The organism is Arthrobacter sp. CAL618 (genome assembly GCF_000468215.1).
GTDB lineage: Bacteria > Actinomycetota > Actinomycetes > Actinomycetales > Micrococcaceae > Arthrobacter_D.
Genome location: NZ_ASZW01000028.1, coordinates 1 through 11,707 on the forward strand (window position 1 = coordinate 1; position 11,707 = coordinate 11,707).

13 protein-coding genes are annotated in these 11,707 nt (G+C 63.2%); 3 read left to right on the forward strand and 10 right to left on the reverse strand.

What is annotated here, in order from left to right; genetic code table 11:
- The first annotated feature begins 50 nt into the window (after positions 1-50).
- Complete coding sequence (locus K728_RS0101505; RefSeq protein ID WP_024475637.1) at positions 51-401, forward strand: iron chaperone; 351 nt, start codon at positions 51-53, stop codon at positions 399-401.
- 89 nt (positions 402-490) lie between these two features.
- Complete coding sequence (locus tag K728_RS0101510) at positions 491-1,879, forward strand: DUF2254 domain-containing protein (RefSeq protein WP_156808984.1); 1,389 nt, start codon at positions 491-493, stop codon at positions 1,877-1,879.
- Between the two features lie 22 nt (positions 1,880-1,901).
- Here K728_RS0101510 and dnaB read toward each other — a convergent pair whose 3' ends face one another.
- Positions 1,902-3,284, reverse strand: a complete 1,383-nt coding sequence (gene dnaB, locus K728_RS0101515) for a replicative DNA helicase (protein WP_019482099.1) — start codon at positions 3,282-3,284, stop codon at positions 1,902-1,904.
- 592 nt (positions 3,285-3,876) lie between these two features.
- On the opposite strand from dnaB, the gene K728_RS0101520 reads away from it, so the two are divergent.
- Positions 3,877-4,404: a hypothetical protein gene (locus tag K728_RS0101520; protein WP_024475638.1), complete on the forward strand. Its 528-nt coding sequence runs from the start codon at positions 3,877-3,879 to the stop codon at positions 4,402-4,404.
- 16 nt (positions 4,405-4,420) lie between these two features.
- Here K728_RS0101520 and rplI read toward each other — a convergent pair whose 3' ends face one another.
- The 9 genes from rplI to K728_RS0101565 all read right to left on the reverse strand — a co-directional run bounded on the left by rplI (position 4,421) and on the right by K728_RS0101565 (position 11,531).
- The gene (gene rplI / locus K728_RS0101525) at positions 4,421-4,870 is read right to left on the reverse strand and encodes a 50S ribosomal protein L9 (RefSeq protein WP_019482097.1); all 450 of its coding nucleotides are present in this window, start codon (positions 4,868-4,870) and stop codon (positions 4,421-4,423) included.
- 18 nt (positions 4,871-4,888) lie between these two features.
- Positions 4,889-5,128, reverse strand: coding sequence for a 30S ribosomal protein S18 (gene rpsR, locus K728_RS0101530; protein WP_005273147.1), 240 nt, complete (start codon positions 5,126-5,128; stop codon positions 4,889-4,891).
- A gap of 109 nt (positions 5,129-5,237) precedes the next feature.
- Positions 5,238-5,822 (reverse strand): single-stranded DNA-binding protein, encoded by a 585-nt coding sequence (locus K728_RS0101535; protein WP_019482096.1) that lies wholly within the window; start codon positions 5,820-5,822, stop codon positions 5,238-5,240.
- A 64-nt stretch (positions 5,823-5,886) separates the two neighbouring features.
- A complete protein-coding gene (gene rpsF / locus K728_RS0101540) occupies positions 5,887-6,192 on the reverse strand; it encodes a 30S ribosomal protein S6 (RefSeq protein ID WP_019482095.1) in 306 nt (101 codons plus the stop codon).
- A 184-nt stretch (positions 6,193-6,376) separates the two neighbouring features.
- Complete coding sequence (locus tag K728_RS0101545; RefSeq protein WP_024475639.1) at positions 6,377-7,657, reverse strand: M18 family aminopeptidase; 1,281 nt, start codon at positions 7,655-7,657, stop codon at positions 6,377-6,379.
- A gap of 19 nt (positions 7,658-7,676) precedes the next feature.
- Positions 7,677-8,411, reverse strand: coding sequence for a response regulator (locus tag K728_RS0101550; protein WP_443110901.1), 735 nt, complete (start codon positions 8,409-8,411; stop codon positions 7,677-7,679).
- Positions 8,404-9,681 carry a sensor histidine kinase gene (locus tag K728_RS0101555; protein ID WP_024475641.1) on the reverse strand — a complete coding sequence of 426 codons (1,278 nt, stop codon included), beginning with the start codon at positions 9,679-9,681 and terminating at the stop codon, positions 8,404-8,406. Before K728_RS0101555 ends, K728_RS0101550 begins: the two co-directional genes overlap by 8 nt.
- A gap of 36 nt (positions 9,682-9,717) precedes the next feature.
- A complete protein-coding gene (locus K728_RS0101560; RefSeq protein ID WP_019482091.1) occupies positions 9,718-10,581 on the reverse strand; it encodes an ABC transporter permease subunit in 864 nt (287 codons plus the stop codon).
- A gap of 2 nt (positions 10,582-10,583) precedes the next feature.
- Positions 10,584-11,531: an ABC transporter ATP-binding protein gene (locus K728_RS0101565; protein WP_019482090.1), complete on the reverse strand. Its 948-nt coding sequence runs from the start codon at positions 11,529-11,531 to the stop codon at positions 10,584-10,586.
- Positions 11,532-11,707: the final 176 nt, after the last annotated feature.

The following is an 11,707-nucleotide window of genomic DNA, read 5'->3' on the forward strand; positions in this document are numbered from 1 at the left end:
CCGAGGTGATGATCATCCAGTCCGTGGCTGGCGGCTAGCCGGATACACCGATGGATTCACTTGATGAGGCAGTGGCGGCGTTGGGTCAACCCGAGCGTGAGTGCCTGGAACGGCTTATCGCTGTCGCTCGCGCAGCGGCACCCGACGCCGTCGCCGGGGTGAGCTACGGAATACCTGTATTGAAAGTCGGGGGCAAACCGCTGATCGGTGTCACGGCCAGCGCCCGGCACCTTGCGGTCCACCCCTTCTCACCGGCAGTAGTCGACCAGGTCCGGGGAAGGCTCGGCGACTATTCACTTTCCACCGGCACGATCAGGTTCACGCCGGAACACCCCCTTCCGGCGACGGTAGTTGTTGAGATTGTGCGGGCACGGCGAGCTGAGATCACGGGTTCCGCCTAATTTGGGGTTGCTCACGGTAATCCACGGCGGCCTGGTCTACGCTTTGCAGGTACCTGTAACACCAACAAGGAGCCCTACCGCCGATGGCTATGACTTCAGGCCCAACCAGCCGGATCGGCGATAAGTTTCGCGCTGCGGGCGATGCCCTGCGCACGCAGCTCTGGCCGCTGCCGGTCTTTGCCGTGCTGGTGGCAATCGGACTGGGTGTGTGGCTCCCTCTCCTGGATGCCGCGATTGGCGAGGACATGCCGTCGGCGGTTTCCTATCTCCTCATCAACGGTGGTCCCGATGCTGGCCGTGCCATCCTTGAGGCGACGGCCGGTTCGCTGATCACTGCGACGTCATTGACCTTCTCCCTGACGGTCGTAACGCTGCAACTGGCCAGCAGCCAGTTTTCTCCGCGGCTCCTGAGAACCTTCACCGGGGACCGGGTGGTGCACGCGACGCTGGCCCTGTTCCTGGGCACCTTCGCCTATGCGCTGACCGTCCTGCGGACAGTTCGTTCCGGTGAGGACGGCGAGGAAGCGTTTGTTCCACACATTGCGGTGACTTTCGCCTTCCTTCTTGCGATTGCCAGCGTCATCGGGCTGGTGTTTTTCCTGGCCCATCTGGCCCGGGAAATCAGAGTGGAAACGATTATGCGTAAGGTCCACGGCGAAACGGCGGCGACCGTTGAACGGGTATTCCCCGATCGACGGGGTTCAGCAAGCCCGGTGCTGCCGGTAGCGCCAGACTCCGCGGCCCTGATAGTCGCGGCGAAGTCCGGGTTCCTGACCGGGGTTGATGAGGAACGGATCCTTGCCGCAGCGGTGAAGCACCATGCGATCGTGAGAGTTGATTGCCGCGTCGGTTCGTCCCTTGTGAAAGGCGTACCCATGGCCGTCGGTTGGGCGCGCAGCGGGGAGCCGAGTATGGATGATGAGGCACTGAAGGCATTCCGCCACGACGTGGTAGCCGCTTTCAACTACGGATTCGAACGGACCGCGGTGCAGGATGTCGCCTTCGGGTTCCGACAGCTTATTGATGTGGCGGCCAAGGCCTTATCGCCCGGCATCAACGACCCAACAACCGCGATCCACGTGCTTGGGCACACTTCAGCGCTGTTGTGTGATCTCACGCAGCGGGAGCTGGGAGAGCGCGTACTGCGCGACGACGACGGGTTGGTTCGGGTCATTCTCCACCGCCCCGACTTCGCCGCGTTCCTGAACATCACCCTCGACCAGCCAGTGCTTTACGGGAGTTCCGACCCGGCGGTGGTTGATCGGGTCCTGAGTCTGCTGCAGGAGGTCGCCTGGCACGCGGCTGATGAGGACAAGCCGGCGGTCCGCGAACAGCTACAGCGAGTCGCTGCAGCTATCCGGCAGGAATCGCACCCGCCGGCAGTGCAGGAACACCTGCAGGGCCGGCTGGACGAGGTGAACCAGGCCCTTGACGGCGTCTGGTCACCACGCGGCCCGGTGGCAGGCGGCCGGGTCTGATCACCAGGGTCCGGTAATCCGGTCAGAACCCGCCGCCGCCACCGTCCACAGCCATGTTGTTGAACCGGGAATAGTGGCCCTGAAACCCGACCACTATGGTTTTGGTGGGGCCGTTACGGTGCTTGGCGACGATCACGTCGGCCTCACCGGCCCGGGGGGATTCCTTGTCGTAGACGTCATCGCGATGCAGGAGGATCACCATGTCGGCGTCCTGCTCGATCGAACCACTCTCGCGAAGGTCGGAAACCATCGGGCGCTTGTCGGTGCGCTGCTCGGAGCCACGGTTCAGCTGGGAGAGTGCCACCACCGGTACGTTCAGCTCCTTGGCAAGCAGCTTCAGCGCACGGGAGAACTCGGAGACCTCCTGCTGACGCGACTCGACCCGCTTGCCCGATGACATCAGCTGCAGGTAGTCGAGGACCACCAGTTTCAGGTCATGGCGCTGCTTAAGCCGCCGGCACTTCGCCCTGATTTCCATCAGGGACATATTGGGGCTGTCATCGATGAAGAGCGGCGCATCGTTCATCCGCCCCATGGTGGTGGCGATCTTGCCCCACTGTTCGTCCTTGATCGTGCCCTTGCGCAGGTCCTGCAGCCCGATGGTGGCTTCGGCTGACAACAGGCGCATGGCAATCTCGTTGCGCCCCATTTCCAGGGAAAAGAAGACGGTGGTCATGTTGTGCTTGATCGCTGCGGAGCGAGCCCAATCCAGGGCGAAGGTCGACTTACCCATCGCGGGCCGCGCCGCCACCACAATCATCTGTCCGCCATGGAGGCCCTGGGTTAGTTCATCCAGTTCAAAAAAGCCGGTCGGGACCCCGGTCATACCCTCACCGCGGTGTCCGGCCGATTCAATCTCGTCGACGGTGCTTTCGATGATGTCTTTCAGCGCGACATAGTCCTCGGCACTTCGCCGCTCGGCCACCGCATACACCTCGGCCTGGGCGGCGTTGACAATGTCATCCACCTCGCCGTCGTTGGAGTAACCCAGCTGCACAATTTTGGTCCCGGCATTCACGAGCCGCCGCAGCACTGCGCGTTCCCGCACAATCTCCGCGTAGAATCCGGCGTTCGCGGCCGTCGGGACTGACTGGATCAGCGTGTGAAGGTAGGCGGGTCCTCCGATGCGGGAAATTTCGCCGCGTTTTGTCAGCTCATCGGAGACGGTGACGGCGTCGGCGGGTTCCCCGCGGCCATAGAGATCAATCACGGCCTCGTAGATGCTTTCGTGGGCCGGACGATAGAAGTCCACCCCGCGCAGTACCTCGACGCAGTCGGCGATGGCGTCCTTGGACAGCATCATTCCGCCGAGAACTGACTGCTCAGCAACCAGGTCCTGAGGCGGGGTTCGGGTGAACTCCGGGGACCGGGTGTCCTCTGATGAATCAACGCGCGTGAGGGACACCGCTGCACTCTCTCTTCCAGTTACCTACCCCGGGAACCACTCCGACGGATCGTCGGGGGTGGTCGTATCCGGTCTGATAACTGAGTCTTATCACCCGGTACGGACAGTTTTAGCGTCTGGGATACTCCGCAACGGTAGTGCCGAAGCACCATCCTGCCAAGCGAGTAATCCACAGGCCCTGTGGATTGACTGTGGATTACGCGGCGTGTCTTGTGCACAGGATGGGGACAACAGTGTGGATAACTAAATACTTATCCACCCAATATGTCTCTGACAAGGCCAAACACCCTCCAGGACCTGTGGAGTAAATGTTTCAGTCACCCAACGTTCATCCACTACTTGCGTGTTGACAGATGCTCCCACAGCGCCTACGGGACGAGTTATTCACCAGCTATCCACAGCTTTGTGGGTTACCAGTGTGAGTCGGACCACAGATAGAACGACGTCCCACCGGCCTATATACCGGTCACCGCACCCGCATGCCGCGCTCACACCTGAAATATGACCCTTCCGGCATACTTCCACCAGCGATGTACCCCGAGCGGTGCGATACTTTGAGTGGACACCACCCCGGGGCGAAGGGAACAGGTCGATGGAACTACAGCTGATCAGCGCAGTGCTGCTCACAGCGCTCCTCCTGACCGGCGGGTTGATCAGTTACGTGGGTCGCCGTGATCGAGGGGCAGACCCGGCCTCCGGCCCGGCGCCCGGATCGTCTGGTGAATCGCACCACCGTCGGGCTGACATTGACTATCCCGCGCCGCGGCCGGGGACTGGGCAACGGACCGCATCACTTCCTACCGATTCGAAAACCCGCCAGGCTCACGACGCACCATGGCTCCACCCAACGGTCGTCGCCGGCCCGCTGGGGCCCGGGCAGTCGGGGAATGAGGATGACGGCGTGCTGGCTACCCGGCAGGCTCTCGCGGCCAACCAGGCGGCCATGAGCGATCCACGCGTCAGCACCCTGGACCGGGTGCAGGCGCTGATGAGCAGCCCCGCCTTCGCCCTGCACCTGCAGGGCCTGGGGCTGGAACAGGCCGGAGTGCCACCCGGTGGGCCGACCGAGGACGACAAAAGGGACCCCCGCGGTAAGCGGGAGCCCCTGGAGCCGTCCTGAATGATGCGTGCCGGAACTAGCTGGCGACAACGTTCAGGTCGATAACTGCTGCGACATCGTCATGCAGCCGGACGTTCGCCTGGTAGGTGCCAACCGACTTGATGTGGGCGGGCAGTTCTACCTTGCGCTTGTCGATGGTGCCAAGGCCTGCGGCCTCGACTGCCTTCGCAACGTCGTCAGCCTTGACGGTGCCGAACAGGCGTCCGGACTCACCGGCCTTCACGGTCAGCTTGACCGGCTTGGCGGAGAGAGCAGCTGCCTGCTTCTGGGCGTCCTCGAGCGTGGAGTGCTCGCGAGCGAGGCGGGCAGCCTTGATCGACTCGACCTGCTTCTCGCCGCCCTTGGTCCAGGTGAGGGCGAAGCCGCGGGGCAGAAGAAAGTTACGTGCGTAACCGTTCTTTACCTCGACAATGTCGCCTGCAGCACCAAGACCGGTTACTTCATGGGTCAAAATGAGCTTTGCCATTGGGTTGGGTTCCTTTCCTTAACCGCGGCCTGCGCCGGAGTACGGCAGGAGGGCAACTTCACGGGCATTCTTGATTGCCTGCGCAATTTTGCGCTGCTCCTGAACGGTGACGCCGGTAACGCGGCGTGCACGGATCTTTCCGCGGTCTGAAATGAACTTACGCAGCAAAGCTACGTCCTTGTAGTCGATGACGGTGACGTCAGCGGCCTTCAAGGGATTGGACTTTGGTTTGGGCTTACGAAGTTCAGCCTTTGCCATCGTGGTGCTCCTTATGTCTGGTGGAGCCCGCAGAACGATTCTGCGGGATGGGAACTACTTGGCGGGTGGCCGCTGCCAACAGCGGAGCGGTCCTGCCGGTAAAGAAGGGTTAGAAGGGAGGCTCGGACGAATCCGGGCCGTTGCCCCAACCGGAGGAGTTACCTCCGGAGGAGTTGCCCCCAGCGGGTGCGCCCCATGGGTCATCAGCTGGCTGTTGCGCCTGCTGACCACCCTGCTGGCCGCCGCCCCAACCTGAGTTGGAGTTGTTTCCGCCGCCACTGTTCCCGCCGCTGTTGCCGCCGAAACCACCACCGCCGCCACCGCCTGAGCGCTGGGTGCGGGTGACCTTGGCTGACGCGTAGCGCAGGGATGGACCAATCTCGTCCACCTCAAGTTCCATGACGGTGCGCTTTTCGCCTTCTTTGGTGTCGTACGAGCGTGACTTGAGGCGGCCCTGAGCGACGACGCGGGTTCCCTTGGTCAGGGTCTCCGCAACGTTCTCTGCCGCTTCACGCCATACCGACGCACGGAGGAACAGCGTTTCGCCGTCCTTCCACTCGTTGGACTGGCGGTCGAAGGTCCGCGGCGTCGACGCAATGGTGAAATTTGCCACTGCTGAGCCTGACGGGGTGAAACGAAGTTCGGGATCGCTGGTGAGATTACCGACGACCGTAATTAGTGTCTCGCCTGCCATGGTGCCTCCTACTGTCACAGCCCACTGTGGTGGGCCTGTCCTAATCTGTGAAGCTAAGCCGAAATTATTCGGCTGAAACCTTCTGCTCCTCGGGACGGATGATCTTGGTACGCATGATCGTCTCGTTGAGGCTCAGCTGGCGGTCAAGCTCGGCAGCGATTGCTGGAGTGGCGGTGAAGTTGACTACAGCGTAGAAACCCTCAGCCTTTTTCTTGATTTCGTAGGCCAGGCGACGACGTCCCCACAGGTCTACCTTGTCTACGGTGCCGCCGCCGTTGCGGACGACATTCAGGAACTTCTCGAGCGAAGGCTCAACGGTACGTTCCTCGACATCGGGGTCGATGATTACCATCAATTCATATGCACGCATTTGTGAACCCACCTCCTCTGGGCTAAACGGTCACGGTCTTTCCGTAACAGGAGGTTCTATTTGCGTTGGCCTGCCTGACACCTGATTCCCAGTTCGGGCCGGTGCCAGCGCAGACTTACCAATGTTACCGGAGATTCGCCGGCCCACCGAACCGCGTGTGGATAACCGGTCCCCGGCTTCGTCGCTACCTGATGGAGGTGAAGAACAGTTCGGTGGCTGTGGCCAGGTGGTGCGGATCTTCAACGCCGCACAGTTCCCGGGCGGAGTGCATGGACAACAGTGGGGTCCCGACGTCGATCGTCCGGATCCCGAGCCGGGTGGCGGTCAGCGGACCAATGGTTGAGCCGCAGGGCATCACGTTGTTGGAGACAAACTCCTGATACGGTACCCGCGCTTCGCGGCACAGCCGGGCCCAATATGCGGCGCCTGGGGCATCGGTGGTGTAACGCTGGTTGGCGTTGATTTTCAGCAGCGGGCCACCACCGAGGATGGGGCGGTTCACGGGATCGTGGCGTTCGGCATAGTTGGGGTGCACCGCGTGACCGGCATCCGCTGAAACGCAGAACGAGGCGGCCAGCGCGCGCCGGCGTTCCTCGGACTCCGCTCCCAACCCACCCGAAATGCGGTGCAGTACATCCTCAAGGAAGGGCCCACTCGCCCCGGAGCGGGAGGCGCTGCCCACCTCCTCGTGGTCAAAGGCGGCGAGAACGGCGATCGGCCCATCCGGAGCCGCTGTGGCACCCGCCGCGATCAGGGCAACCAGTCCGGCGTGCACCGAAGAAAGGTTATCCAGCCGACCGGCGGCGAAGAACGCACCGTCCGCGCCGAAGACGCTGCCTGGCTGGGTGTCCGCGACGACGACGTCGTACCCGCCAACGTCCACCGGGGCAATCCCTGCTGAGTCGGCCAGAAGCGCGAGGAGGTCGGCGTCGCGTGGGTCGCCAACTCCCCAGACCGGATTCATATGCTGTTGCTTGTCCAGCGCGAGTCCGTCGTTGACTGCCCGATCGAGGTGGATCGCGAGTTGGGGGAACCGCAGCAGGGGGGCCGTGGACACCAGGTGCTCGACGCCGTCGTGGGTGACGAGCCTGCCCGCGAGCGCCAGCTCGCGATCCAGCCAGGAGTTGAGCAGCGGGCCACCGTAGACTTCGACGCCCGCCTGAAGCCAGCCGTGCCGACCGGTGGTGGGCTTGGGTTTCAGTTTGAAGCCCGGCGAATCGGTGTGGGCGCCCAGGATGCGGAACCCGGTGACGGGGGTGGCGTTGGCCGGGGTTACCCAGGCGATCAGGGCACCATCACGGACCACCAGGAATTTGCCCTCCCGTGCTGTCCACGTGTCGGCTTCCTGCAACCGGACAAACCCGGCGGCCTCCAGCCGGGCTGCGCCCTCAGCCGCGGCGTGGAAGCTGGAGGGTGAGGCACCAATGTAGGCGCCGAGATCGGTGATGTGCTGGAGGGCGGTCATGGAAGTGAGCCTACCAAGCTCAGTAGTCCTGTCCCTGGCTGGGGACCACCAGACCCGACTCGTAGGCGTAGACAACTGCCTGCACCCGGTCCCTGAGGTGAAGCTTGGTGAAAATCCGCCGCACATGGGTTTTCACGGTGGCTTCGGAGAGAAAGAACTTGTGGGCCAGTTCCGCATTGGAGAGTCCCTCGGCGATGGCCTCCAAAACCTCCCGTTCACGGGGGGTCAGGTCCTCCAGCAATGGATCGACGGGCCGTGGAGTCGCAAGGGGTGGCAGCGATCGCACGTAGGTTTCAAGGAGCCGGCGGGTCACCCGCGGAGCGACAACCGCGTCTCCGCTGGCAACCACCCGGACGGCATTCACCAGCTCATCGGGTCCCACATCCTTCAGGAGGAAAGCGGACGCTCCAGCCTGGAGGCCTGCGAAGGCGTACTCGTCCAGGTCAAAGGTGGTCAGGATGATGATGCGTGAACACGAACCAGACTGGGTGATCAGGCGGGTTGCCTCGATCCCGTCCATGATCGGCATTCTGACGTCCATCAACACGACGTCCGGCTTCAGGGCGGCCGCCATCCGCACTCCTTCGGCGCCGTTGGACGCTTCACCGACGATGACCACCCCGTCCTCACCCTCGAGGATGAGCCGGAACCCCATCCGCAGCAGCGGCTGGTCGTCAACCAGTAGGACCCTGATGGTCTCCCCGGCCAGCGTTTCGGGCACGGCTGTCTCGTTGAGCGCTAACCCCTCAGGCACTTCGGACACTTGGTGCTCCCCTGTTGGTGGATTGTTGCTCCTCGGGGATAACCAGTCGAGCGTCCACGACCCAGCCGCCGTCCGGGCCCGGACCGCAATCAACCGTCCCCGAATAGATGGCGGCGCGCTCCTGCATTCCAGCGATCCCCTGCCCGGAACCCACCGACACCACGGGCCCCATACTGCCGCGGCCGTCGTCGGACACCCTCACCCGGACCAGGGTTCCGGTGCGCGCAATAGCTACATCAACAGTCGTGACGCTCTTGCCGTACCGCAGGACGTTGGTCAGGGATTCCTGAATAATCCGGTAGATGGTCAGCTGGAAGGCTGGGTCCTCGGGCAATCCCGGACCCGAGAGTCCCAGTCGGATGGAGAGTCCCGCCGCCCGGAAGCCGTCAAGCAGTGTGGAAAGCGAGCCGGCCGCTGGGAGGGGTTCGCGGGGTGCGGCGTCGGGGTTTTCCCGCAGGACGCCGAGCACCCGGCGCATGTCGGCCAGGGCCGTGCGTCCGCTGGTCGAGAGCTCATCGAGGACCTCTCGGGCACGGTCCTGGTCCCGCTTCATCACGACGGCGGCGCCGTCGGAGAGGGCGATCATCACCGACAGGGAGTGCGCGACGACGTCGTGCATCTCCCGGGCAATGCGGTTGCGCTCGGTGGCGGACGCCAGTTCGGCGTTGCGGATGGCCCAGTCGCGGAGGGCTGTTTCATGCTCCCGATCCTTCCGGGTGGTAACCCCAAATCCGACGGCAAGGAAATACCACATGAGGACAAAGCCGGTCACGATCCAGATGAGGTATGGCGCCTCATCGACAAACAGTGCGTCGACAAACCAGAGGGGGGTGATCGTCAGCAGTGCTGCTCCGGCGAGCGCCCAGAGGGCGCTGCGGAAGGGATGCTGGACGGCCACAGCGTACAGAGCAAACCAGACGCCAAACCCGACACTCGCCTCACCGTCGGAGGCCATGAGGCTCGCCCATTCGAGTGCCATCAAAATGCCAAGGACAATCAGTGGGCGGTCCCGGCGCCAGAAGAGGACGATCCCTGCTGCAACGACGGGGATCAAGGCCAACCATCGATCGGCCAGCACGGTTCCGACGATCGCCTGTGGCAGGCTCGCGGCGAGGTAGAGGACTACTATCAGCGCGTCGGTTACCCGCGGGTGGCTCCTGAAATAGCGCCGGAACGGGCCTAGCCGTCGTGCATTGAGCTCAGTGAAGGAGGCGGCGGCCGTTCGCTCCGCCGCCCCCTCCACCGAGGCTTTTTCACTCATTGAGTGAGCCTATCGATCCGCTGTTGACCCGCTGGGTTACACGTCCCGCTTCTTGGTGACCAGCAAGGAGGCAACCAGCAGTACGAGGGCCCAGGCGCCCAGTACCAGCGCGCCCTGCCACTGGTTCAGTGCGCCGTCGGCGATGGTAATGGCCACCATCTGCTCCCCCGCGCTGCTGGGAAGGAAACGAGCAGCGTCGGGAACCCAGTCGGCGATCCCTGCCAGCAACGTGGCTACCAGGATTGGCAGGATCAGGAGTAGGCCGATCGTGGTGACCACGCCTCCGGCCGTGTTGCGCAGTAGGGTACCAATCGACATCGCGATGATAGCCATTAGGGCGAGCACCGAACCGGTGTTGATGATGTGCATCAGCACCCCCTCGTCACCGAGTCCGAATTCGAGTTCCGACGGGGTCAGGATAGGTTGTGCGATGAGGTAGCTGACCAGGGCTGAGCCGGCGCCAACAACGAAGGCCACCACTGCGAACACGGCCTGCTTGGCGAGGAGTGCTGGAATACGTTTTGGCACTGCCACCATCGTGGAGCGGATCATCCCGGTGCCCCATTCAGACGCGATCAGGACGACTCCCAGCGACCCAATCAGCAGTTGGCCAAAGATCAGTCCCGAACCCGGGATGGTGTTGGTAATGGAGGTGGCGTCCGGGGCGCCCTGCATCTGGGCGGCCATCTCCGGGTCTCCCTGTAGATCGAGCAAAACCGTCGTTTGCCACGCAAAGAGAGCTGCCAGACCAATCATCACGATGACCGTGATCGACAGCATGATCACGGTGGAGGGCACCGTGATCAACTTGATCCATTCGGACTTCAGGATCCGCATGAAGTTCACGCCACTACCCTGGGTGGTGCCGCGCGTAGGCGCTGCGACTGCTGTGTGAGACATGGCTAGTTTCCTTCCCCGACGCCGGCGGCCTGGGTTGCCTGCGGGAGATCGGCCGAGTGGTATTCGACCGAATCGTTGGTGAGCTGCATGTACGCCTCTTCAAGGGACGCCTGCAGCGGTGTGAGCTCGTAGACCAGCACCCGGTTGTCCAGGGCGGTGCGGGCGATCCGGTGAGAGTCGGCGCCGGTGATCTCGAGCATCTCGGGCTCCAGCTGCTTCGAGGTCACACCGTCACCGGCAAGCGCCCGGATGAGTTCGCTTGGGTTGTCGGTGCGTACCCGGGTGCGCGCCTGTCCCTGATCCGAGATGATTTGCTCGATGGGGGCGTCGGCAATAATCCGTCCGCGGCCAATCACAATCAGGTGGTCGGCGGTCAATGCCATCTCCGACATCAAGTGGGAGGACAGGAAAACTGTGCGCCCTTCAGCGGCGAGCCCCTTGGCAAGGTGGCGCACCCACTGGACGCCCTCGGGGTCCAGTCCGTTGACTGGCTCATCGAGGATGACAGTGTGGGGATCACCCAGGAGCGCTGCGGCGATGCCGAGGCGCTGGCCCATGCCGAGGGAGAAGCCGCCGACCCGCTTCTTGGCAACGGGGCCCAGCCCGGTCATTTCGATGACTTCCTTGACCCTGCTATTGGGGATGCCGTGGGTCGCTGCCATGGCTCGCAGGTGGTTGTAGGCGCTGCGCTTGGTGTGGACTGCTTTCGCGTCCAGGAGGGCGCCGACCTCGCGGAGGGGCGCCCGGTGCTCGGCGTAACGCCGGCCGTTGACTGTCACGTTGCCGGAGGATGGGTTATCCAACCCGACGATCATCCGCATCGTGGTGGACTTGCCGGCGCCATTGGGGCCGAGGAAGCCGGTGACCTTACCGGGGTGGACCGTGAATGACACGTTATCCACTGCTGTCTTGGAGCCATAGCGCTTCGCCAGGCCTTGTGCCTCAATCATGGCTGCGTCCTTAAGATTGCTGTGGTGCCCACGGTGCTGGGCCTACCTCTACCCTACGGATTGTCCCTCGCCCGGTCGCCGCTCCTTGGGATGATGTTTGGCGGCCTTCGCCTACACCTTTCGGATGAGTAGGCTGCGTGCCCCCGAACCTCCTGACGCAGAAACGGCCCCCGGGG

What these genes read in the sequence shown, in the direction of transcription:
- K728_RS0101505 (WP_024475637.1), top strand. Translation starts at nt 51, where the DNA reads ATGGATTCACTTGATGAGGCAGTGGCGGCGTTGGGTCAACCCGAGCGT.
- K728_RS0101510 (WP_156808984.1), top strand. Translation starts at nt 491, where the DNA reads ATGACTTCAGGCCCAACCAGCCGGATCGGCGATAAGTTTCGCGCTGCG.
- K728_RS0101520 (WP_024475638.1), top strand. Translation starts at nt 3,877, where the DNA reads ATGGAACTACAGCTGATCAGCGCAGTGCTGCTCACAGCGCTCCTCCTG.
- rplI (WP_019482097.1), bottom strand. Translation starts at nt 4,870, where the DNA reads ATGGCAAAGCTCATTTTGACCCATGAAGTAACCGGTCTTGGTGCTGCA.
- rpsR (WP_005273147.1), bottom strand. Translation starts at nt 5,128, where the DNA reads ATGGCAAAGGCTGAACTTCGTAAGCCCAAACCAAAGTCCAATCCCTTG.
- K728_RS0101535 (WP_019482096.1), bottom strand. Translation starts at nt 5,822, where the DNA reads ATGGCAGGCGAGACACTAATTACGGTCGTCGGTAATCTCACCAGCGAT.
- rpsF (WP_019482095.1), bottom strand. Translation starts at nt 6,192, where the DNA reads ATGCGTGCATATGAATTGATGGTAATCATCGACCCCGATGTCGAGGAA.
- K728_RS0101545 (WP_024475639.1), bottom strand. Translation starts at nt 7,657, where the DNA reads ATGACCGCCCTCCAGCACATCACCGATCTCGGCGCCTACATTGGTGCC.
- K728_RS0101555 (WP_024475641.1), bottom strand. Translation starts at nt 9,681, where the DNA reads ATGAGTGAAAAAGCCTCGGTGGAGGGGGCGGCGGAGCGAACGGCCGCC.
- K728_RS0101560 (WP_019482091.1), bottom strand. Translation starts at nt 10,581, where the DNA reads ATGTCTCACACAGCAGTCGCAGCGCCTACGCGCGGCACCACCCAGGGT.
- K728_RS0101565 (WP_019482090.1), bottom strand. Translation starts at nt 11,531, where the DNA reads ATGATTGAGGCACAAGGCCTGGCGAAGCGCTATGGCTCCAAGACAGCA.